The organism is Streptomyces sp. TLI_105, assembly GCF_900105415.1.
In the GTDB taxonomy this organism is placed as follows: Bacteria; Actinomycetota; Actinomycetes; order Streptomycetales; family Streptomycetaceae; genus Streptomyces.
This window is the reverse complement of sequence record NZ_FNSM01000001.1, coordinates 6404131-6425704: the sequence shown is the minus strand read 5'-3', so window position 1 is coordinate 6425704 and position 21574 is coordinate 6404131. Positions and strand designations below refer to the sequence as shown.

The 21574-nt window shown below is 71.8% G+C and carries 17 protein-coding genes; 2 read left to right on the top strand and 15 right to left on the bottom strand.

From position 1 onward, the window contains the following. Positions 1 to 2: 2 nt before the first annotated feature. The 13 genes from BLW86_RS29345 to BLW86_RS29285 form a co-directional block, all read right to left on the bottom strand. Positions 3 to 1025: an ADP-ribosylglycohydrolase family protein gene (locus tag BLW86_RS29345; RefSeq protein ID WP_093876820.1), complete on the bottom strand. Its 1023-nt coding sequence runs from the start codon at positions 1023 to 1025 to the stop codon at positions 3 to 5. After that, positions 1022 to 1759: an NUDIX hydrolase gene (locus tag BLW86_RS29340; RefSeq protein ID WP_093876819.1), complete on the bottom strand. Its 738-nt coding sequence runs from the start codon at positions 1757 to 1759 to the stop codon at positions 1022 to 1024. The genes BLW86_RS29345 and BLW86_RS29340 overlap by 4 nt, the downstream gene beginning before the upstream one ends. Further along, positions 1756 to 2835 carry an AAA family ATPase gene (locus tag BLW86_RS29335; protein WP_093876818.1) on the bottom strand — a complete coding sequence of 360 codons (1080 nt, stop codon included), beginning with the start codon at positions 2833 to 2835 and terminating at the stop codon, positions 1756 to 1758. Before BLW86_RS29335 ends, BLW86_RS29340 begins: the two co-directional genes overlap by 4 nt. Further along, positions 2832 to 3482 (bottom strand): nicotinamide riboside transporter PnuC, encoded by a 651-nt coding sequence (gene pnuC, locus BLW86_RS29330; RefSeq protein WP_093876817.1) that lies wholly within the window; start codon positions 3480 to 3482, stop codon positions 2832 to 2834. The genes BLW86_RS29335 and pnuC overlap by 4 nt, the downstream gene beginning before the upstream one ends. A 125-nt stretch (positions 3483 to 3607) precedes the next feature. Then, the gene (locus BLW86_RS29325; RefSeq protein WP_093876816.1) at positions 3608 to 4903 is read right to left on the bottom strand and encodes a pseudouridine synthase; all 1296 of its coding nucleotides are present in this window, start codon (positions 4901 to 4903) and stop codon (positions 3608 to 3610) included. After that, the gene (gene scpB, locus BLW86_RS29320; protein ID WP_093876815.1) at positions 4903 to 5505 is read right to left on the bottom strand and encodes an SMC-Scp complex subunit ScpB; all 603 of its coding nucleotides are present in this window, start codon (positions 5503 to 5505) and stop codon (positions 4903 to 4905) included. Before scpB ends, BLW86_RS29325 begins: the two co-directional genes overlap by 1 nt. Then, positions 5502 to 6494, bottom strand: a complete 993-nt coding sequence (locus BLW86_RS29315) for a segregation and condensation protein A (protein ID WP_093876814.1) — start codon at positions 6492 to 6494, stop codon at positions 5502 to 5504. The genes scpB and BLW86_RS29315 overlap by 4 nt, the downstream gene beginning before the upstream one ends. A 45-nt stretch (positions 6495 to 6539) precedes the next feature. Continuing rightward, positions 6540 to 7043, bottom strand: coding sequence for a hypothetical protein (locus BLW86_RS29310; protein WP_256341463.1), 504 nt, complete (start codon positions 7041 to 7043; stop codon positions 6540 to 6542). After that, entirely contained in the window at positions 7028 to 8053 is a 1026-nt protein-coding gene (locus BLW86_RS29305) for a ParA family protein (RefSeq protein ID WP_030212665.1), read from the bottom strand. Before BLW86_RS29305 ends, BLW86_RS29310 begins: the two co-directional genes overlap by 16 nt. A 460-nt stretch (positions 8054 to 8513) precedes the next feature. Then, positions 8514 to 9629, bottom strand: coding sequence for an alanine dehydrogenase (gene ald / locus BLW86_RS29300; RefSeq protein WP_093876812.1), 1116 nt, complete (start codon positions 9627 to 9629; stop codon positions 8514 to 8516). Between the two features lie 146 nt (positions 9630 to 9775). Further along, a complete protein-coding gene (locus BLW86_RS29295; protein ID WP_256341462.1) occupies positions 9776 to 11761 on the bottom strand; it encodes an AAA family ATPase in 1986 nt (661 codons plus the stop codon). A gap of 518 nt (positions 11762 to 12279) precedes the next feature. Further along, positions 12280 to 12906: an NUDIX domain-containing protein gene (locus BLW86_RS29290; protein ID WP_093876810.1), complete on the bottom strand. Its 627-nt coding sequence runs from the start codon at positions 12904 to 12906 to the stop codon at positions 12280 to 12282. Between the two features lie 77 nt (positions 12907 to 12983). Then, complete coding sequence (locus BLW86_RS29285) at positions 12984 to 14633, bottom strand: CTP synthase (protein WP_030694211.1); 1650 nt, start codon at positions 14631 to 14633, stop codon at positions 12984 to 12986. Positions 14634 to 15059: 426 nt separating this feature from the next. On the opposite strand from BLW86_RS29285, the gene BLW86_RS29280 reads away from it, so the two are divergent. Then, positions 15060 to 16862 (top strand): glycoside hydrolase family 15 protein, encoded by a 1803-nt coding sequence (locus BLW86_RS29280; RefSeq protein ID WP_093876809.1) that lies wholly within the window; start codon positions 15060 to 15062, stop codon positions 16860 to 16862. A gap of 78 nt (positions 16863 to 16940) precedes the next feature. Continuing rightward, positions 16941 to 18323 carry an FAD-binding oxidoreductase gene (locus BLW86_RS29275; RefSeq protein WP_093876808.1) on the top strand — a complete coding sequence of 461 codons (1383 nt, stop codon included), beginning with the start codon at positions 16941 to 16943 and terminating at the stop codon, positions 18321 to 18323. Positions 18324 to 18329: 6 nt separating this feature from the next. Here the strand turns inward: BLW86_RS29275 and BLW86_RS29270 are convergent, their stop codons facing one another. Together BLW86_RS29270 and BLW86_RS29265 are read right to left on the bottom strand one after the other, a co-directional pair. Next, positions 18330 to 19964 (bottom strand): flavin monoamine oxidase family protein, encoded by a 1635-nt coding sequence (locus BLW86_RS29270; RefSeq protein WP_093876807.1) that lies wholly within the window; start codon positions 19962 to 19964, stop codon positions 18330 to 18332. Positions 19965 to 19991: 27 nt separating this feature from the next. Further along, a complete protein-coding gene (locus BLW86_RS29265) occupies positions 19992 to 21506 on the bottom strand; it encodes an APC family permease (RefSeq protein WP_093876806.1) in 1515 nt (504 codons plus the stop codon). Positions 21507 to 21574: the final 68 nt, after the last annotated feature.

Below are 21574 nucleotides of genomic sequence, written 5' to 3'. Positions count from 1 at the left end.
GATCAAGCGTCCCAGAGCGCGCCGAAGGTCAGCAGGTCGCTGTGGTACTCGACGCGCTCCGCCCACTCCTTGGGCCAGGCGTCCGCGCCGAGGTGGGCGCCGGCGAAGGCGCCCGCGAGGGCGGCGATCGAGTCGGAGTCGCCGCGGGTGCAGGCGGCGCGGCGCAGGGCGGTGAGGGGCTCGTCGGGGAAGAGCAGGAAGCAGAGGAGGCCGGTCGCGAGGGCCTCCTCGGCGATCCAGCCGTCGCCGGTGTACTCGCAGGGGTCGAGCTCCGGGTCGGCCGTGCGCTGGACGGCGTCCAGGCGCTCCAGGACGGCCAGGCACTCGTCCCAGCCCCGCTGGACGAAGTGGAGGGCGCTGGGGTCCTGGGAGCGGGTCCACAGGTCGCCGAGCCAGTGCTCGTGGTAGCGGGAGCGGTTCTCGTAGGCGTACGAGCGCAGCTGTCCGACGAGCCCGGTCGGGTCCACGCCCTGCGCGAGCAGGTACACCGCGCGGGCGGTGAGGTCGGAGGCGGCGAGCGCGGTGGGGTGACCGTGGGTCAGGCCCGACTGGAGCTGCGCGGCGCCCGCCCGCTGCTCCTCGCTCAGCCCGGGGACGAGCCCGATGGGCGCGACCCGCATGTTGGCGCCGCAGCCCTTGGAGTGGATCTGGCTGGCGTCCTGCCAGGCGACGTCGGTCGTCAGGAGCCGGCAGGCGGCCAGGCAGGTGTTGCCGGGCGCCCGGTTGTTCTCCGGCGAGCGGAACCAGTCGACGTACTCCTCCCGCAGCGGCCGGGCGAGCCGCAGCGGGGCGAGTACGCCCCGGTCCATCGCGGTGCGGATGCCACGGGCGAAGGCGAGGGTCATCTGGGTGTCGTCGGTGACGCGGCCGTTCTCGGGAAGGGCCATCTGCCGCCAGGGGCCGTACCAGCTGATGATGAGCGGCACGTCGCTGAACTCCGTGGGCCGGCCCAGCGCGTCTCCGAGCGCCAGCCCGATCAGGGAGCCGGTCGCGGCCTGCTTGGTGGCGGTGCGGGTGAGGTTCATGCGGGGCGTCCTTCCGGTCGCAGGAGGGGCGGGTGGAGGGTGGTGGCCTCGCCCGCCCGGTAGAGAGCGGCCGGTTTCCCCCGTCCGCCGGTGAGGCGCGGCGGTCCTTCCACGGCCTGGACGAAGCCGGGCGTGGTGAGGACCTTGCGCCGGAAGTTGGGGCGGTCGAGTTCGACGCCCCAGACCGTCTCGTAGACCTGCCGCAGCTCGCCGAGGGTGAACTCGGGCGGGCAGAAGGCGGTCGCGAGGCAGGTGTACTCGAGCTTGGCGCCGACCCGTTCGTGGGCGTCGGCGAGGATCCGGTCGTGGTCGAAGGCGAGCCGGCCGTGCGTCCCGTACGGGATCCAGCGGGCCTGGGCCGCGTCGCCGCCGCCGCGCGGTTCGGGAGGGTCGGGGACGAGCGCGGTGAAGGCGACGGAGACGACCCGCATCCTCGGGTCGCGGTCGGGTTCGGTGTAGGTGCGGAGCTGTTCGAGGTGGAGGCCGGCGACGGTGGCCTCGGAGAGGCCGGTCTCCTCGGAGAGTTCGCGGCGGGCGGCCCGCTCGGCGGATTCCCGGGGCAGGACGAATCCGCCGGGCAGGGCCCAGGCTCCGGCGTAGGGCTCCTGGCCGCGCTCGACGAGCAGGACGTGGAGGCGTTCCTCGCGGACGGTGAGGACGGCGAGGTCGACGGTGACGGCGAAGGGCACGAAGGCGTACGGGTCGTAGCCCTCGGGGGCCCGGGGGTCGGTCATCGGCGCTCCGGCAGGGGGTCGGCGAGGTGCCAGCCCTCGGCGAGCAGCGCGTCGACGGCGGCGACGGCGGCCGCGAGCCGCTCCTCGTGGGGGCCGGTGAGGACGGCGGTGCGGCGGCCGGTGTGGGCGAGCTGGGTGAGGAAGCGGGCGGTCATCCAGGGCCGCAGGTGCTCCCCGTCGCGCAGTCCGTCGTCCTCGAAGTCGACGCCCCGGTGGTCGGTGAGCAGCCAGAGGTGCTGGCGGCCGAGGGCGGCGATCTCGCCGGTGGCGCGGCTGGTGGTGCCCATGTAGCGCTCGTGCCAGATGGTGGTGGCGAAGGCGTCGGTGTCGCAGAAGAGGACGGGCGAGCCGTCCCGGGCTGCCTCCTCCTCCAGTTCGGCCTGACGCTGGGCGATGACGGGGAAGTCGGAGGAGCGGAAGGTGACCTCGGACCAGTCGGCGCCGGGGCGTTCGGCGCGGAGTTCGGCGAGTTTGAGTTCGCTGTACTCGCGCCCGTACTCCGGTACGTATCGGGTGCGGGCCCAGACGCCGCCGCGCCGCCGGTAGTGGTCGGCGAGGGCGACGGCCATGGTGGTGGTGCCGGTGGACTCGGCGCCGAGGACGACGATCCGGCGGGTGAGCGCGGCCCGCACCGGTGCTTCCAGGAAGTCCCAGCAGCCGGCGGGGTCCGCGCGGACGGCGGTGCCGGAGACGGGGTGGCGGGTGCGCTCCTGGTCGACGAGGACGGATGCGGCGCCGAAGCGGCGGCCGAGCTCCTCCCCGTACGGCTCCGAGGTGAAGACGGCGTCGACGCGTTCGGGCACGGCGGCCCGGAAGACGGCCATGTGGGCGGCCCACACGTCGGGGTCCTGGAGGTCGACGGGGATGTCGTCGACGGCTCCGACGACGAGGACGTCGGGGTGGACCTCGCGCATCCAGGCGACCCGGTCCTCCAGGGGGATGCTCTCCACGGAGGAGGCGCAGACGAGGACGGTGAGGCGCTCGCAGCGGTCGCGGGCGGTGCGGACGAGGTGGTGGTGGCCGACGTGCGGCGGATAGAACTTGCCGAGGACGAGGCCGTGGCCGTAGCGCTTCACGCGGCCGCCCCCGCCGGTCGGGGGGAGCCCGTGAGGTCCCTGGTCCAGCCGCGCAGGCCGATGGCGCAGAGCGTCATGAAGCCGACGTACAGCAGGGAGGTCAGGTAGAGCCCCTTGTACGCGTACAGCGGGACGTAGACGACGTCGGCGGCGATCCAGAGCCACCAGGACTCCAGGCGCTTGCGGCACTGGCCGTAGGTCGCCGTCAGGGAGAGCGCGGTGGTGAGGGCGTCCCAGAAGGGGACGGTCGAGTCGGTGACGCGGTCGAGGAGCAGGGTGAGCGCGAGGGTCCCCACCGCCCCCGCCGTGAGCAGCCACGTCCACTCGGTGCGTGTGGTGCGGCGCACCGGGAGGTCGTCGGAGCCTGGTCCACCCCCGTGGGTCCAGGTCCACCAGCCGTACACGGCGAGGGCGATGAAGACGATCTGGAGGCCGGCGTCGGCGTAGAGCCCGGCCTGGGTGAAGAGCAGGACGAAGAAGAGGTTGTTGGCGATGCCGATGGGCCAGTTGGCCAGGTGCTGGCGGGCGACGAGCCAGACGCAGAGGGCTCCGCTGCCGAATCCCAGGACCTCGGTCCAGCTGACCGGGGTGTCCAGGACGGTGAAGAGCGGCTGCTGCAGGGGTTCGAGTACGTCTGCGAGGCTCACGCCCGCCTCCTTAAGAGTCACCTTGACTATAAAGGTCGGCGGGTAGCCGCCACAAGCCCCGTCGTGGACGCGACGAAGCCCGTGACCGCCGGGCGGTCACAGGCTTCGTCAGTGGAGCGGGGGCCTTACATGCCGACTTCCTTCATCAGCATGCCGACCTCGGTGTTGGTCAGACGGCGCAGCCAGCCCGACTTCTGGTCGCCCAGGGCGATCGGGCCGAAGGCGGTGCGGACCAGCTTCTCGACCGGGAAGCCCGCCTCGGCGAGCATCCTGCGCACGATGTGCTTGCGGCCCTCGTGCAGGGTGACCTCGACCAGGTAGTTCTTGCCGGTCTGCTCGACCACGCGGAAGTGGTCGGCCTTGGCGTAGCCGTCCTCCAACTGGATGCCGTCCTTGAGCCGCTTGCCGACCTCGCGGGGCAGCGGGCCGGTGATGGCGGCCAGATAGGTCTTCTTCACGCCGTACTTCGGGTGCGTGAGGCGGTGGGCCAGCTCGCCGTGGTTGGTGAGCAGGATGATGCCCTCGGTCTCCGTGTCGAGCCGGCCGACGTGGAAGAGCCGGGTCTCGCGGTTGGTGACGTAGTCGCCGAGGCACTGGCGGCCGTCCGGGTCCTCCATGGTGGAGACGACGCCGGCCGGCTTGTTCAGCGCGAAGAAGAGGTACGACTGGGTGGCGACGGTCAGGCCGTCCACCTTGATCTCGTCCTTCTCCGGGTCGACGCGCTTGCCCTGCTCCAGGACGATCTCGCCGTTGACCTCGACGCGGGCCTGCTCGATGAGCTCCTCGCAGGCGCGGCGCGAGCCCATGCCGGCGCGGGCGAGGACCTTCTGCAGCCGCTCGCCCTCCTGCTCGGCGCCGGGGAAGGTCTTGGGGGTCTTGATCTCGGGCCGGCCCTCGTACCGCTCCCGGTTGCGCTGCTCGATCTTGGCGTCGAGCTCGCGCGAGCGCGCCGGGGCCTGCCGCTGGCCGTGCGGGCCGCGGCGGGGCGGCATGCCGCCCTGCGGGGCCTTGGGGCCGCCCTTGGCACCTCCGCGGGCCGCGGAACCGCGTCCCTTCTTCGGCGCCTCGGAGGGGCCGCTCACGTCGTAGGAGCGCTCTTCGGGGCGAGGCCGGCGCGGGTTGCTCGGACGCTTCTGGTCGTCACGGCCGCCACCGCCGCCCTGGTAACCGCCGCCACCCTGGGAGCCACCGCCGGAGCCGCCGCGGTAGCCACCGCCGCTGCCACCCCGGTAGCCGCCGCCACTGGAGCTGCCGCCACCGCTGCCACCCCGGTAGCCGCCGCCACCGCCGGAGCCGCTGCCCCCGCGGGCGCCGCCGCTGCCACCACGGCCGCCACCGCTGCTGCCGCCGCGGCCGCCGCTGTTGCCACCACGGCTCCCGCCGTTGTTTCCGCTGCTGTTCCTGCCGCTGCTGCTTCGCATCAAACTTCCGTCTTGTCGTCGTCCTCACGATCCGGTGCATCCGGATCGAACGACGGAACCCCTTCGAGCGAGTCCGGCTCGACCGCCTCGGCCTCGGGGAGGAAGGGGGCGAGCTCGGGGAGTTCGTCCAGGCCGCGCAGGCCCATCCGCTCCAGGAAGTAGTTCGTCGTCCTGTACAGGATCGCACCTGTTTCGGGTTCCGTGCCCGCCTCCTCCACCAGACCCCGCTGGAGGAGGGTCCTCATCACGCCGTCGCAGTTGACTCCGCGGACCGCGGAGACCCGGGAACGGCTGACCGGCTGGCGGTAGGCGACGACCGCGAGGGTCTCCAGGGCCGCCTGGGTGAGCCGCGCCTGCTGCCCCTCCAGGACGAAGGCCTCGACGGCCGGGGCGAAGGCGGGGCGGGTGTAGTAGCGCCAGCCCCCGGCGACCCGCCGCAGCTCGAAGCCGCGGCCCTGGGCGGTGTACTCCTCGGCCAGCTCGTGCAGGGCGTCGGCCACCTCGGCGGGGGCGCGCTCCAGGACCTTGGCGAGGTGCTCCTCGGTGGCGGGCTCGTCGACCACCATGAGGACGGCTTCGAGGGCGGGCTTGAGGTCGCTCACGCGGTGGCCTCCTGGTCGAATTCGTCGGTCACGGCCGCGGACGGGTCCGTCTCCCCGCCGGTCCAGGAGACCGTGAGGTCCCCGAGGGCGGTCTCCTGGTCGAGGGCGACGGCCTTCTCCCGGTAGAGCTCCAGGAGGGCGAGGAAGCGGGCGACGACGGTGAGGGTGTCGCCGGCGTCCTCGATCAGCTCCCGGAAGCCGGCCGAGCCGCGCTCGCGGAGCAGGGCGACGACCACGGCGGCCTGGTCCCGGACGCTGACGAGCGGGGCGTGGATGTGGTCGACGTACACCTGGGGCTCGGCCTTGGGCTGCATGGCCTTGGCGGCGAGCCTGGCGAAGCCCTCGGCGCCGATGGAGATGACGACCTCGGGGAGCAGCTCGGCGTGGTGCGGTTCGAGTCCGACGGTACGGGGGTGGCGATGGCCCTCGGCCTCCCAGCGCTCCTCGAAGATCTCGGCGATCCGCTTGTACGCGCGGTACTGCAGGAGCCGGGCGAAGAGCAGGTCGCGGGCCTCCAGGAGGGCGAGGTCGGCCTCGTCCTCCACCTCGGCCGCGGGGAGCAGCCGGGCGGCCTTCAGGTCGAGCAGGGTGGCGGCGACGACGAGGAACTCGGTGGTCTGGTCGAGGTCCCCGTCGGGACCGAGGGCCCGCAGGTGCGCCATGAACTCGTCGGTCACCCGGGAGAGGGCGACCTCGGTGACGTCGAGCTTGTGCTTGGTGATCAGCTGGAGGAGCAGGTCGAAGGGCCCCTCGAAGTTCGAGAGCCGCACGGTGAACCGCCCGTCCCCACCCTCGGGCACCCCGCCGCCGGACACCTCCGGGGTCTCGGGCGTCCCTGGGGCATCCGCGGCCTCGGGCGTCCCTGGGACATCCGGGGCCTCCGGGGCCTCGGGCGGAGTGGCGGGCGCCGGCTCCGGTGTCCCGCCCGGGCCGCGGCCCAGGGGGCGGCGGCCCGGCGGGCGGGACGTTTCGTCAGAGGCGTGGCGCATGGAGGTCCAGGGGGAACGAGGAGGACGGCAGCCCGCAGGCTACCGTCAGCGGCCGCGCAGGCGGCGGACGAGGATGCTCGCGTCGCCGCGGGACTCCAGGTCCGCCAGGACGACCGCGACGGCCTCCCGGACGATCCGGCCCCGGTCGACGGCGAGACCGTGCTCACCGCGCAGGACGAGCCGGGCGTGCTCCAGGTCCATCAGCTCCTCGGCGGAGACGTAGACCGTGATCTTCTCGTCGTGGCGCTCGCGGCCGCTGGGCCGCCGGTTCGCGGTGCGGCCGCCGCGTCGCCGGGCCGCCGCGGGGGCGGGCACCTGGGCGCCGGGCGCGGCCTTGGGGGCCGGTCCCTCGGGCTCGGCCGTCCGGGCCCGCGGTTCCGCGGCCTCGGAGTCCGCCGGGGCGTGCTCCGCGGGTCCCTCGGCCGCCGCCGTGTCGCTCTCGGCGGCCGGTGCCGGGACGGCCCGGCGGGGTGCGGACGCCTGGAGCGCCGTCCCCCCGGTCGTACGGAAGAGTTCGTCGGCTCCGGGCAGACTCACTCGGCGTGACACCGGGCGAGCACCTCCCTGGCGAGCTGACGGTAGGCGGCGGCGCCCACGGAGTTGGAGGCGTAGGTGGTGATGGGCTCGCCGGCGACCGTGGTCTCCGGGAAGCGCACGGTCCGCCCGATGACCGTGTGGTACACGTGGTCGTCGAAGGCCTCGACGACGCGCGCGAGGACCTCACGGCTGTGCACGGTCCGGGAGTCGTACATCGTGGCGAGGATGCCGTCGAGCTCCAGCTCGGGGTTGAGCCGCTCCTGGACCTTCTCGATGGTCTCGGTGAGCAGCGCGACTCCGCGCAGCGCGAAGAACTCGCATTCCAGCGGCACGATGACCTTGTGAGCCGCCGTCAGGGCGTTCACGGTCAGCAGGCCGAGCGAGGGCTGACAGTCGATCACGATGTAGTCGTAGTCGTTCATCAGCGGCTTCAGGGCGCGCTGGAGCGTGGACTCGCGCGCGACCTCGCTGACCAGCTGGACTTCGGCGGCCGAGAGGTCGATGTTGCTCGGCAGCAGGTCCATGTTGGGCACGGCGGTCTTGAGGAGCACCTCGTCCGCCGACATGCCCCGCTCCATGAGCAGGTTGTAGACGGTGAGGTCGAGCTCCATCGGGTTCACGCCGAGGCCGACCGACAGGGCTCCCTGCGGGTCGAAGTCGACGAGCAGCACCCGTCGTCCGTACTCGGCGAGCGCGGCGCCCAGGTTGATGGTCGACGTGGTCTTGCCGACGCCGCCCTTCTGGTTGCACATCGCGATGATCTTCGCGGGTCCGTGGTCGGTCAGGGGACCCGGGATCGGGAAGTACGGCAGGGGCCGTCCGGTGGGGCCGATCCGCTCGCGGCGCTGGCGGGCAGCGTCGGGTGCGAGGGTGGCCGCGTACTCCGGATCGGGCTCGTACTCGGCGTCGGGGTCGTAGAAGTGCCCCTCGGGCACCTCGTCGTAGGCGGCGAAGTGGGTGGACTCTCGGCCCATCTCGTTGCCGGCCGTGGCGTTCACGTGTAGGCCGTCCATCGTCTTCATCGTGTGGGCACTCGTCATGGGCTGGTGCGTCGCGAAGGTCCGCACCGCGACGGAGCCGATCGGGGCACCTGGCGCACCGCTCCCGGGAGTAAATGTCGACTCATTCACAAGTCGTCTTACCTCCTTGGATGTGACCAGGAACATTTATCGATAGGTCAGCGTGGCACCATGCCGACGGTTGGCGACTCTATGGCGTGTCACCGGTCCGCAGCAACACAATCCGCCGGACCCGGCCCGATGTGTCGGCAACCGAACACGCCCCTGTCAAGGGTGCGCAGGCATGCATCCACACGTTTCAGGGGTGTGCGAAACGGTTAAAGGGTTACGTTCGAGGCGAGTTGCCCGAACGTTTTGGCAGGCCTGGAGACACGGCCGGCCGGACCTTGCGAACAAGGTCCGGCCGGGTGCGTGATATTGACGGCACGCGTTGACGGAGCCTCCGTCAAAGAGCCTTCGGCGGTCAGGCCAGGAGGCTGCTCAGCTCGACGTGCTCGAGGCCGTGCGCCTCGGCGACCTCCTTGTAAACCACCTTGCCGTCATGGGTGTTGAGGCCCAGGGCGAGGGCGGAGTCGCGGCGCAGCGCCTCGACCCAGCCGTTGTTGGCCAGCGACACGATGTAGGGCAGCGTGGCGTTGGTGAGGGCGTAGGTGGAGGTGTTCGGGACCGCGCCCGGCATGTTCGCGACGCAGTAGAAGACCGAGTTGTGGACCTGGAAGGTCGGCTCGGCGTGGGTGGTCGGGTGCGAGTCCTCGAAGCAGCCGCCCTGGTCGATCGCAATGTCGACAAGGACACTTCCGGGCTTCATCTTGGCGACGAGCTCGTTGGTGACCAGCTTCGGGGCCTTGGCGCCCGGGATGAGGACGGCGCCGATGACGAGGTCGGCCTCGATGACGGCCTTCTCCAGCTCGTAGGCGTTGGAGACGATCGTCTTCACCTTGGTGCCGAAGATCTTGTCGGCCTCGCGGAGCTTGTTGATGTCACGGTCGAGCAGGGTCACGTGGAAGCCCATGCCGACGGCGATCTGCGTGGCGTTCCAGCCGGAGACGCCGCCGCCGATGACGACGGCCTCGCCGGCGTGGGTGCCGGGGACGCCGCCGGGGAGGACGCCACGGCCGCCGACCGAGCGCATCAGGTGGTAGGCGCCGACCTGCGGGGCCAGGCGGCCCGCGACCTCGGACATCGGGGCGAGCAGCGGGAGCGCGCGGTTCGCGGTCTCGACCGTCTCGTACGCGATGGCGGTGGTGCCGGACTCCAGGAGCGCGTCCGTGCACTCCCGGGAGGCGGCGAGGTGCAGGTAGGTGAAGAGCGTCTGGTCCTTGCGGAGGCGGTGGTACTCCTCCGCGATCGGCTCCTTGACCTTGAGGAGCAGGTCGGCGGTGGCCCAGACCTCGTCGGCGGTGGCGAGGATCTCGGCGCCGGCGCCGACGTACTCCTCGTCCGTGATCGAGGAGCCGACACCGGCGTTCTGCTCGATGAAGACCTGGTGGCCGTGGCGGACGAGCTCGTGGACACCGGCGGGGGTGATGGCCACGCGGAACTCGTTGTTCTTGACCTCGCGGGGGATGCCGACCTTCATCGTCGATCACGGTCCTTGAATCAGGGGGATAACTGGGGCACTGCGATACATACCCGGATGCGCTACGGCGCACCGGGGCAGACCACGTTCGAACGCGGCTCACCCAGTCTAATGAAGGAGTTCCCCCTGTCTAGCCTTTCAAAGTACTAATCTTCGCCGGAGCCACTGCGGATTTCGTAGGCTGCCGGTTCCGTTTCCAGCAGTCTCTCGGCCGCCGACCGGTGCAGACCCGCCGCCGCGGGATCGCCGAGCCGGTCGAGGGTGTCCGCCAGCCGCAGCTGGAGCGCGGCCTGGAGCCGGGTGTCCTGGGCACGACGGGCCCACTCCACCGCCTCCTCGCAGGTCCGCAAGGACTCCTCGGGCCGTCCGGCGTACTCCTGGACCCGGGCCGCCTCGCTCAACGCCCGTGCGTAGCCCGGGAGATCGGAGAGCCTCCGATAGCCGGCCGCGGCGGCCCGCCAGCTCCGCAGGGCGTCCCCGTACCGCCCCGCATAGGTCTGTACGGCTCCGAGGCGGCCGTACAGCCGGGCCTGGTCGGCGCGCTCGTCCCGGGCGAGGCGCTGGGCGAGCGCCCGCCCGTACCAGTCGCCGGCTCGCTGCCAGTCCCCCAGCTCCTGATACGAGCCACCTACGGATTCCATTGCGCGACCGGTCGCGTACGGGTCATTTGCTGCGCGTCCAGCATCCAAAGCCGACCGATATCGCAGCAGAGCGTCCTTCGTCCTGCCGGTCTTGGCATCGAGATCGGCCAGGTTGAGCAGGGCGGCGGCCCGCTCGCGGTGCAGCCCGCGCCGCTCGGCCACGTCCAGGACCAGCCGGTGCAGGCCGTACAGCTCGGGAGCGGCGGCCTCCGCGCCCCGGTGCGCCGTGAGCGCTCTCACGAGGGAGGCGACCAGGCGCCGGGCGAGGGTGTCGAGCTCCCCGTCCGCCACGGCGAGCCGGGCGGAGGCCAGGAGCACGGGCCGCCGGGAGTCCAGCCAGGCGGCGCCCGCGGCCGCGCTCGGGAAACGCAGCGCGCGCGGGAGCCCGGCCAGCTTCCGGCGGGCCGGCGAGCCCTCGGGTTCGGTGACCGCGCGGCAGGACTGGAGGAGCCGCACGGTCCGCTCCAGCATCCGGGCCCGGGCGAGCTGCACCTCGGCGGGCCGGTCGCGCTCCTCCAGCTGGGCGCGAAGGAGGGGGACGAGGTGCGCGCGCACCTCGTACTGTCCGTCCTCGCCGCCCGAGACGAGCCCCAGGGCGGCGAAGTCGGCGAGGGTCGTCGCGGCCGCCGAGACCGAGCAGCCGGCCAGGGCGGAGGCGGTGTGGGCGTCGGCCCGGCCCAGCGGGGCCAGGGCGAGGAAGCGCAGTATCCGGGAGGCCGTGGCGGGCAGCGCCTCGTGCGCGAGGAGGAAGGTCCGGGTGAGGGGATCGCCGCTGAGCCCACGCAGCCGCTTGGCGAGATCGGCGACGGAGGCCTTGGGCTGGGTGGAAAGCCAGCCGCCGGCGAGAACGACGGCGCCGGGCAGCCCTCCGCACTCCTCGACGAGTGCCTCGGCGGCCTGCGGGTCGACGGTGATGCGGACGGAGCCGGTGAAGGACGTCAGCAGTTCGATGGCCGACTTGGGGTCGAGCCCGCCGAGGGTGCAGGGCCGGACGTCCGGGATGCCGGTGAGCGGCCCCCGGGCGACCCCGACGACCAGAGCATCGGGGTTGTCGGGGATGAGGGGGTCGGCCTGCTCGGCGTCGACGGCGTCGTCGAGGAGGAGTACGGCCCGTCGGTCCGCCAGCGCGCCCCTGACGAGCTCGGCCAGTTCGTCCTCCCCCGCCCCGGGGGGCTCGGCGACGCCGAGCGCGGCGAGCAGCTCCTGCGCGACCCGCGCGGTGGGCACGGGCTCGCCGCCGGGCTCGGTGAGCCGGGCCCGGAAGACGCCGTCCGGGTAGCGGTCGGCGAGTCCGGCGGCCAGCTCCTCGGCGAGAGCCGTCCGTCCGGAGCCGGGCTTGCCGGCGATGAGCAGGACCCGGGCGCGGGGGGCCTTGCGGCCGGTGAGGGTGTCGAGGCCGGTCCGCTCGATGTCGGCACGCAGGGCCTTCAACTCCCGCTGCCGCCCGAAGAACTGACGGCCGCCGGCCGCCGCCACCGCCTGATCCGTCACGGGCCACGCTCCCGTCCACCTGCGCACGAGCCGATCCCGCGGGGGGCTCCGCACGGGCGATTCCGAGCGTAGTTCAGGGCGGGAGGGGGACTTGGCGGAGCAGGGCGGAGGAGTCCCCCGATCGGATCAGCAGATCTTCACACCGGCGGGCTTTCCCACCGGGCCGCCGCCCTCCCCGTCGCGGTCAGTCGCTCCACCGGCGCGGTGCCCGCCCCTCGCGCCCCCCGTTGTGGGCAATCGTTCCGCTGGGGCGGAACGGGTGGGCACAACGGAACGGCGCCCTTGCCGGCGCCAGAGGCTCCCGCGCCCCGACCCGCACCGCATGCGCGGCGCACCCGTGGTGCGGGTCAAGGCGCGGAACGCGGAGGCGCCGCTGAAGGGCGCCGTCCCGTGTGCCCACCCGTCCCGCCCCAGCGGGACGATTGCCCACACGGCGGGCGGGAGGGGGGCACCGCCCGGCAGGTGCGCGCACCCCCGGTGCCGCCGCAGCGCGGGCGTCCGTCGCAAGGCCCGAAGGGCTACGCCTCGAAGGGGCGGGCCGGCCACGGCGCGGTGGCCGGCCGGAGCGCGTCGATCCCGTCGCCCACGCGGGCCGCGGCCAGCGACAGCACCCCCACCACCAGGCAGTTGTTGTGCAGCTCCCCCGCCAGCACCCCCCGCACCAGCTCGGGCAGCGGCACCCGCGCCAGCTCCATGTCGGCCTCCTCCTCGGAAACCTCGAAGCGCTCGCCCTCCGCCTCCGCGAGGTCCCGCGCCAGGAAGATCCGTACGGCTTCGTCGCAGCCGCCGGGCGTCGTGTAGACGTCGGTGAGGACCCGCCAGTCACCGGCCTTGACGTGCGCCTCCTCGTACAGCTCGCGCTGGGCGGCGTGCAGCGGGTTCTCGCCGGGCACGTCGAGAAGCCCGGCGGGGATCTCCCAGAGCTTCTGCCGTACGGGGTGCCGGTACTGCCGGAGGACGACCACGCGGTCCTCCTCGTCCAGGGCGAGGACGGCCACGGAGCCGGGGTGGACCTGGTAGTCACGGCGGTGGACCGAGCCGTCCGGCATGACCACGTCGTCCGTGCGGACACTCGTCTTGTTTCCCTTGAAGGGGGTGGCGGTGGCGACGACCTGCCACTCCTCCGGGGTGTCCTGCACCTGCATCAGTAGTCCTCTCGTACGAAAACCGGGGTACGGATCCCCGGAAGGGAGCCGTACCCCGGCAACGTTAACGCGCCGTACTACTTGCCCGTCTTGCGCTCCACGGCCGCCTTCACCAGGCCCGCGAAGAGGGGGTGCGGGCGGGTCGGGCGGGACTTCAGCTCCGGGTGCGCCTGGGTGGCGACCAGGTAGGGGTGGATCTCCTTCGGGTACTCGACGAACTCGACGAGCTTGTTGTCCGGGGAGGTGCCGGAGAAGACCAGGCCGGCCTTCTTCTCCAGCTCCGCGCGGTAGGCGTTGTTCACCTCGTAGCGGTGGCGGTGGCGCTCCTCGACGTACGGCTCGTCGGCGTAGGTCTCGCGGACGACCGAGCCCTCGGCGAGCTTCGCCGGGTAGAGGCCCAGGCGCATCGTTCCGCCCAGGTCGCCGGCGCCCTCGACGTACGCCAGCTGCTCCTCCATCGTGGAGACGACGGGGTGCGCGGTGGCGGGGTCGAACTCGGTGGAGTTGGCCTCGGGGATGTCGGCCAGGTTCCGGGCGGCCTCGATCACGATGCACTGCAGGCCGAGGCAGATGCCGAGCAGCGGCACCTTGTTCTCGCGGGCGTACTGGATCGCGCCGACCTTGCCGGACACGCCGCGGTCGCCGAAGCCGCCGGGGATGAGGATGCCGTCGACGTCGCCGAGCTGCTTCGCGGCGCCCGTCGGGGTCTTGCAGTCGTCGGAGGTGACCCACTTGACCTTGACCCGGGCACGGTTGGCGAAGCCGCCGGCGCGCATGGCCTCGGTGACCGACAGGTAGGCGTCGGGCAGGTCGATGTACTTGCCGACGAGCGCGATCGTGACCTCGTGCTCCGGGTTGTGGACGCGGTCCAGGAGGTCCTCCCAGACGGTCCAGTCCACGTCGCGGAAGGGCAGGTCGAGCTTGCGGACGACGTAGGCGTCCAGGCCCTCGGTGTGCAGGACCTTCGGGATGTCGTAGATCGACGGGGCGTCGATGGCGGCGACGACCGCGGCCTCGTCCACGTCGCACATCAGCGAGATCTTGCGCTTGATGGCGGTGGGGACCTCGCGGTCGGCGCGCAGCACGATCGCGTCGGGCTGGATGCCGATGTTGCGCAGGGCGGCGACGGAGTGCTGGGTCGGCTTGGTCTTCAGCTCGCCGGAGGGGCCGATGTAGGGCAGCAGCGAGATGTGGACGACGAAGACGTTGTCGCGGCCGACCTCGTGGCGGACCTGGCGGACGGTCTCCAGGAAGGGCAGCGACTCGATGTCGCCGACCGTGCCGCCGACCTCGGTGATGACGACGTCGACGTCGTCCGTCGCCATGCGGCGGATGCGGCCCTTGATCTCGTTGGTGATGTGCGGGATGACCTGCACGGTGTCGCCGAGGTACTCGCCGCGCCGCTCCTTGGCGATGACCTGCGAGTAGACCTGGCCGGTGGTGACGTTGGCCGAGCCGTCGAGGTCGACGTCGAGGAAGCGCTCGTAGTGGCCGATGTCCAGGTCGGTCTCGGCGCCGTCGTTGGTGACGAACACCTCGCCGTGCTGGAAGGGGTTCATCGTGCCCGGGTCGACGTTCAGGTACGGGTCGAGCTTCTGCATCGTGACCCGCAGACCGCGGGCCTTGAGGAGCGCACCCAGGCTGGAGGCGGTGAGGCCCTTGCCGAGGGAGGAGGCGACACCCCCGGTGACGAAGATGTGCTTGGTCGTCGTGGTGTTGGGCGGCATCGCCAAGAGGGGGCTCCCGTGGTCGCGTTCTGGAGGTGCGTACCGGCTTCCCCTCCGGAAGAATCGGGGGGTGCCGTCGCTGCGGTTTCGGGGTCCTCGGCTGTCGCCGTTTCCCACCGGTCCACGGGGTACCAGGGTATCAGCGACATCGGGAGACCGCTTCCGGCCACACGCGGCAGTCGGGTGTTCACGGACGGCTACAGGGCCGTCGGGGAGGGGGAAAGCCGCAGCTCACCCGTGTGGAGCAGCGCGTCGTCCGCGTGATCACCAAGGTCACCGGGCCGCCACGTATCCTGCTCGCACATCGCCCGCCCAGCAGGTCGCCGCATCCCGCACACTGGCCTGGTTGACCCATCGCGCGCATCAAGCGCATCCGTAGCAAGCGCCCCACGGGGCGGACGTGGCCGTTCGACTGGAGTGAAGCACGTGGCCGGGCGTATCGAGGATTACGCACTCATCGGAGACATGCAGACGGCTGCCCTGGTGTGCCGGGACGGCAGCGTCGACTGGCTCTGTCTCCCCCGCTTCGACTCTCACGCGATCTTCGCCGGTCTCCTCGGCACGGAGGAGCACGGGTTCTGGCGGGTGGGCCCGGCGGGTCCGGCGGACGCGGAGCCGGCTCCCGCCGACCGGCGCCGCTACCGGGGCGACTCGCTGATCCTGGAGTCCGAGTGGGACACCCCGCGCGGCACGGTCCGGGTGACCGACTTCATGCCGCCGCGCGACGGCGCGCCGCAGCTGATCCGGATCGTCGAGGGCGTCTCGGGGCGGGTGCGGATGCGTTCCTCGCTGCGGATGCGGTTCAGCTACGGCCGGGTCGTGCCGTGGGTGCACAAGGTCGGGGAGCGCACGGTCGCGGTCGCCGGGCCCGACTCGGTGTGGCTGGACACCGCCGTGGAGACCCACGGCAAGGACCTGACGACGTACTCCGACTTCACGGTCACGCCCGGCGAGCGGATCACCTTCACGCTCTCCTGGCAGCCCTCCCACAAGGAGCCGCCCGCCCTGCCGGACCCGGAGGGCGCGCTGGAGGCGACCGCCGACTTCTGGCGCGAGTGGGTCGAGCACTGCACGTACCACGGCCCCTACCGGGAGGCCGTGGTCCGCTCGCTGATCACCCTGAAGGCGCTGACGTACGCGCCGACCGGCGGGATCGTCGCCGCGCCGACGACCTCGCTGCCGGAGGAGATCGGCGGCGTCCGCAACTGGGACTACCGCTACACCTGGCTGCGGGACGCGGCGATCACCCTCTCCTCGATGCTCCGCACCGGCTACCGCGAGGAGGCCCGCGCCTGGCGGGACTGGCTGCTCCGCGCCGTCGCGGGCGACCCGGAGAACCTGCAGATCATGTACGGCATCGCGGGCGAGCGGGAGCTCGGCGAGGCGGAGCTCGACTGGCTGCCGGGGTACGAGAACTCCAGCCCGGTCCGGGTCGGCAACGGCGCCGCGAACCAGCTCCAGCTGGACGTCTACGGCGAGGTCACGGAGGCCCTCCACCTCGCCCACATGACGGGTCTGTCCCGCAACGACTACGCCTCCCTGCTCCAGATCAAGCTGATCAACTACCTGGAGACCCACTGGGACCAACCCGACGAGGGCATCTGGGAGGTGCGCGGCCCGCGCCGGCACTTCGTGCACTCCAAGGTGATGGCCTGGGTGGCGGTGGACCGCACCATCAAGCTGATCGAGTCCGGCGACGCGGACGGCCCGCTGGAGCGCTGGAGGGAACTGCGCGACGAGATCCACCGGGACGTCTGCGAGAAGGGCTACGACAAGGAGCGCAACACCTTCACCCAGTCGTACGGATCCCAGGAGCTGGACGCCTCGCTGCTGCTGATCCCGCAGATGGGCTTCCTGCCGCCGGACGACAAGCGGGTCATCGGCACGATCGAGGCGATCCAGCGCGAGCTGTCCACGGAGGACGGTTTCGTGCTGCGCTACCCGACGGCCGGCGAGGAGGCCGGGGTGGACGGCCTGGAGGGCGACGAGGGCGCGTTCCTCGCCTGTTCCTTCTGGCTGGCGGACGACCTGGCGATGATCGGCCGGGTCGACGAGGCGCGCACCCTCTTCGAGAAGCTCCTCGCGCTCCGCAACGACCTCGGGCTGCTCGCCGAGGAGTGGGACCCGCGGCTCCAGCGGCAGGTGGGCAACTTCCCGCAGGCCTTCAGCCACGTCCCGCTCATCGACACGGCGCTGCGGCTCACGGCGAGCGGGGCGTACGGGGGCTGAGCCCGTACGACACGCGCGGGGCAGGGCCCGGACCTACGATGAAAGGGTCCTGTCGCCCCTCGTGAAAGGGGGGCTCTCATGGGTCCCCACATCTCCGAAAGCGCCTTGGCCGGGCTGATCGACGACCTGGCCGGCGAGGTCATCATCCCCGGCAATCCGGGCTACGACGAGGCGCGTGCCCTGCACAACGGCATGATCGACCGGCGCCCGTCGGTGATCGCCCAGTGCGCCACCCAGGCCGACGTGTCGAACGCGATCCTGTTCGGCCGGGAGGCCGAGCTGCCGATCGCGGTGCGCGGCGGCGGGCACAGCGTCGCCGGGACCTCCATGATCGACGGCGCGCTGATCGTCGATCTCCGCCGGATGCACGGCGTCGTCGTGGACCCGGAGGAGATGACGGTACGGATCGAGGGCGGGGCGACCATGGCCCACCTGGACCACGCCTGTCAGCCGTTCCGCGTGGCGACGACCGGCGGGCGGGTGTCCACCACCGGGGTCGGCGGCTTCACGCTGGGCGGCGGATCGGGCTGGCTGGAGCGGAAGTTCGGTCTTGCCAGCGACAACCTGCTGGCCGTCGATCTGATCACCGCCGAGGGCAAGCACGTCCGCACGGACGCGGAGGAGAACCCGGAGCTGTTCTGGGCGCTGCACGGCGGCGGCGGCAACTTCGGGGTGGCGACCTCGCTGACGATGCGGCTGCACGCGCTGCCCCGGACGAGCGTCGCGATGCTGTTCTTCCTGCCGGAGAACGCGCCCGAGGTGGTGCGCACCTTCCGTGACCTCGGCGCCGGCGCGCCCGACGACATGGGTGGCGGCGCCATCTACATGCCCGCGCCCCCGGAGCCGTTCATCCCGGAGGAGCTGGTCGGCAAGCTGGTCTGCGGGACGCTGTTCACGTACACGGGCCCGGTCTCCGAGCTCCGTGAGTTCGCGGCGCCGCTGTTCGCGCTGAAGCCGGTGGTGGAGATCGTCACGGACATCCCGTACGTGGACCTGCAGTCGATGATGGACGACCCGCCGGGGCTGCGGAACTACTGGTCGGCGGAGTACCTGCGGGAGTTCCCCGACGAGGCCGTGGACGTCTTCTGCGACCGCGGCGCGGGGATCCCGGCCGGGACCGCCACCCAGCAGGTGCTGTTCCTGATGGGCGGGGCCGTGGCGGCGGGGCCCTCCGAGTATCCGCAGCCGTGGCGCACCGCGCCCTGGGCGGTGCACCCGTTCGCGACCTGGGAGGACCCCGCGTTGGACGAGCCGACGACGCGGTGGGTGCGCGATGTCCGGGCCGACGTGCGGCCGTGGGCACTCGACGCGACGTATCTGAACTTCGTCGGCGCCGAGGGCGAGCAGCGGATCGTCTCCTCCTTCGGCGAGGAGAACTACCGCCGGCTCGCCGCCGTGAAGGCCGCGTACGACCCGGACAACGTGTTCCGCTTCAACCACAACATCGTGCCGGCCGGCTGAGCCGGCTCATCGCAGCGCGGCGATCACCTCCCGGGCGGCGCGCTCGCCCTCGGTCGCGCCGCCTTCCATGAAGCCCTGGAAGTCGTACGAGCAGTGCTCGCCGCCGATGTGGACGTTGCCCTGGGCGGTGCCCTCGTACCCGGCGTACCGGTGGAGGTAGCCGACGGGCCAGCAGGAGTACGCGCCGAGGGAGTACGGGTTCTTGTGCCAGGCGGAGAGCTGGGCGCGGCCGCTGTACGCCCGGGAGGTGCCGGGGAAGAAGGCGTCGATGCCGGCCAGGTAGCGGGTGACCAGGTTCCGTACGTACGGGTCGGACTCGGTGGAGAACGGCCCGGCCGGGTTCAGGTTCCGGGCCAGGCTGCCGCCGCCGTACTGGAGGAGGATGCCGCCGGTGCCGCCCTGGACCTTGGTGGTGTCCCAGGTCTGCTGGACCTCGGTGTCGGTGAAGCAGTCGCCGGCGGAGACCCCGGGCCAGGGGCCGGTGCCGCGCCAGGGCCTGGTGCCGAACTGCATGTTGAGCTTGGTGCAGTAGCCCATGCGGGCGTCCCGCAGGAGGTTGCGCATGAGCGGGTCGAACCCGGCCTGGGAGAGGTCGAGCTGCTGGAGGATGGGCAGCGGGACGCAGAGGATCGTGTGGTCGGCGGTGACGGTGCGGGTGGCGCCCGCCTCGGTGAAGGTGAGCGTCTGGGTGCCGTCGGTGTTGGCCCGTACGGCGGTCAGCGACCAGCCCATGCGGAGGGTGCCGGGGGCGAGCGCCGCGGCGACGGCGTTCGGGAGCCGGTCGTTGCCGCCGACGACGTGGTAGCGCTCGTTGGAGAGGCCCCAGATGTTGAAGTTGCCCGGATTGGTCTGGTAGCCCATGAGCAGGACGAGGGCGAGCGAGGACTGTTCGGTGGTGTCGGCGCCGTACTCGACGTTGTAGGCGACGTCGATGAACTTCCCGAGCGGTGAGGAGTGTCCGCCGGGGACCCGGGTCTCGATCCACTCGTACAGCGACATGTTGTCGAGGGCGGTGCCGGTGGGGGTGGTCTGGTTCCACTTCACCTCGCCCGCGTCGAGGAGGTCGCGGTGGAGGGCCTGGTAGACGGCGTTGAAGTCCTCGTCGGCCCGGGCCCGCGGGTAGTAGGCGCCGCCGAACCAGAGGACCTCCTCGGCCCCGTTGGGGCCGCCGCCGAGGAAGTCCTCGGTGGCGAGGCCGAAGCGGCGGCAGAGCTCCAGGATCTTCTTGTGGCTGGTGTCGATCAGCTCGCCGCCGATCTCGGAGGTCTGGCCGTACGCCCAGTGGTCACGCTGGGTCCACATGCGGCCGCCGACCCTGGACGGGTTCGCCTCGTACAGCACGGGGCTGAGGCCGGCGTCCTGGAGGGTGAGGGCGGCGGTGAGGCCGGAGATCCCGGCGCCGACGACGGCGATCCGGGCGGTGCCCTTGACCGGCGGGGTGGGGGTGGCGGCCGCCGCGGGGACGGCCGAGCCGACGCCGACGGCGATGCCGGCGGCGGTGGCGTACTTGAGCAGGGACCGGCGTCCGAGGGCGTCGGCCCGCAGGCCGCGCAGCTCGTCGACGGGCAGGTTCAGCCGGCGGGCGGCGGCGTGCTCGGCGGCGAGGTTCTTCAGGAGGTGCATCGGGTTGGTGCGTGCCATGGGGCGCTCCTGGAGGGTGAGGGGGAGTCAGCTCTGCGGTACGGAGGCGGGGACGGGGGTTTCCTCGGCGGGGCGTTCGGCGGCGTCCTCCAGGACGATCCGGCCGATGATCTCGTAGCGTTCGGGCCGCTTGGCCTTGAGGTAGAAGCCGAGGCCGAGGCCGCCGAAGAAGACGGCGCCGACGATCCAGGGGATCGCCTTGAAGAAGAGGGAGTCGGCGGCGAGACCGGCCGCGGTCTCCATGTTCATCACCAGCAGCACGACGACGGCGATCATGCCGATGCCGCCGAGGAGCGGGGCCGTGAAGGTCCTGAACCAGTGCCGGTCCTCGGGGTGGTTCCTGCGGAAGTAGCCGATGACGGCGAAGGAGCAGAGGGTCTGGACGATGAGGATCGCCATCGTGCCGAGGATCGCGAGCAGCGTGTAGAGGTGGATGTACGGGTCCTGGCCGGTGAGCCAGGAGGCGGCGACGAGGGCGACGGCGATCGCGCTCTGCACGTACGAGGCGATGTACGGCGAACCGTGCCGGGCGTGGGTCCGGCCGAGCGCCGGGTGGAGGAAGCCCTCCCGGCCGATGGCGTACAGATAGCGCGAGGCGCACTGGTGGAAGGCCATGCCGCAGGCGAAGGAGCCGGTGAGCAGCAACCACTGGAAGGCGTCGACGGCCCACGCGCCGATGAAGGTCTGGGTGGGCGCGAAGAACAGGTCGAGCGGGCTCGCGGACGAGGACAGCTTCACGGAACCGGCGAGCCCGTTCCCGGCGATGGTCATCCACGAGACGTAGATGTAGAACAGGCCGACGCCGATGACGGAGATCAGGGTGGCGCGCGGGATGACCCGCTTGGGGTCGCGGGACTCCTCGCCGTACATGGCGGTCGACTCGAAGCCGACCCAGGACCAGAAGGCGAAGAAGAGACCGAGACCGGCGGAGGTGCCGGTGAAGGCGTTCTTGGGGTTGATCGGCTCGACCGGGATGCCGTCGGGGCCTCCGCCGGCGATCAGGACGGCGGTGGCGACCGCGAAGAGGACGGCGATCTCCGCGACCAGCATCACCCCGAGCGCCTTGGCGGTCAGGTTGATGTCGAAGTACGACAGGACGGCGGTGACGGCAAGCATGACCGCCGCGTACAGCACCCACGGCAGGTCGACGCCGAGCTGGTCGGCGACCGTGGTCTTGGCGAAGTAGGAGAAGACGCCGACGATCGAGGCCTCGAAGACGATGTACGCGAGGACGGCGAGCATGCCGGAGGCCATGCCGGCGATCCGGCCCAGGCCGTGCGAGATGTAGCCGTAGAAGGCGCCGGCGGCCGTGATCCGCTTGGCCATGGCGACGTAGCCGACCGAGAAGACGGTCAGGACGAGCGTCGCGAAGAGGTATCCGGCGGGTGCGCCGGTGCCGTTGCCGAAGCCGACGGCGATGGGGAGGTTTCCGGTCATCGCCGTGATCGGGGCGGCGGTGGCGACGGCCATGAAGACGACGCCGACGAGTCCGACCGAGTTCGCCTTGAGCCGGTGGACCTCTGGAGTGGGGTTCTCTGCCATGGGCCGAGAGGATCCTCGCGAGTGACGTAGGCCACAATCGACATGCGGTCGCACAATTCCCGCCATGG

What these genes read in the sequence shown, in the direction of transcription:
- BLW86_RS29345 (WP_093876820.1), bottom strand. Translation starts at nt 1,025, where the DNA reads ATGAACCTCACCCGCACCGCCACCAAGCAGGCCGCGACCGGCTCCCTG.
- BLW86_RS29340 (WP_093876819.1), bottom strand. Translation starts at nt 1,759, where the DNA reads ATGACCGACCCCCGGGCCCCCGAGGGCTACGACCCGTACGCCTTCGTG.
- BLW86_RS29325 (WP_093876816.1), bottom strand. Translation starts at nt 4,903, where the DNA reads ATGCGAAGCAGCAGCGGCAGGAACAGCAGCGGAAACAACGGCGGGAGC.
- BLW86_RS29315 (WP_093876814.1), bottom strand. Translation starts at nt 6,494, where the DNA reads ATGCGCCACGCCTCTGACGAAACGTCCCGCCCGCCGGGCCGCCGCCCC.
- BLW86_RS29305 (WP_030212665.1), bottom strand. Translation starts at nt 8,053, where the DNA reads ATGAAGACGATGGACGGCCTACACGTGAACGCCACGGCCGGCAACGAG.
- ald (WP_093876812.1), bottom strand. Translation starts at nt 9,629, where the DNA reads ATGAAGGTCGGCATCCCCCGCGAGGTCAAGAACAACGAGTTCCGCGTG.
- BLW86_RS29290 (WP_093876810.1), bottom strand. Translation starts at nt 12,906, where the DNA reads ATGCAGGTGCAGGACACCCCGGAGGAGTGGCAGGTCGTCGCCACCGCC.
- BLW86_RS29285 (WP_030694211.1), bottom strand. Translation starts at nt 14,633, where the DNA reads ATGCCGCCCAACACCACGACGACCAAGCACATCTTCGTCACCGGGGGT.
- BLW86_RS29275 (WP_093876808.1), top strand. Translation starts at nt 16,941, where the DNA reads ATGGGTCCCCACATCTCCGAAAGCGCCTTGGCCGGGCTGATCGACGAC.
- BLW86_RS29270 (WP_093876807.1), bottom strand. Translation starts at nt 19,964, where the DNA reads ATGGCACGCACCAACCCGATGCACCTCCTGAAGAACCTCGCCGCCGAG.
- BLW86_RS29265 (WP_093876806.1), bottom strand. Translation starts at nt 21,506, where the DNA reads ATGGCAGAGAACCCCACTCCAGAGGTCCACCGGCTCAAGGCGAACTCG.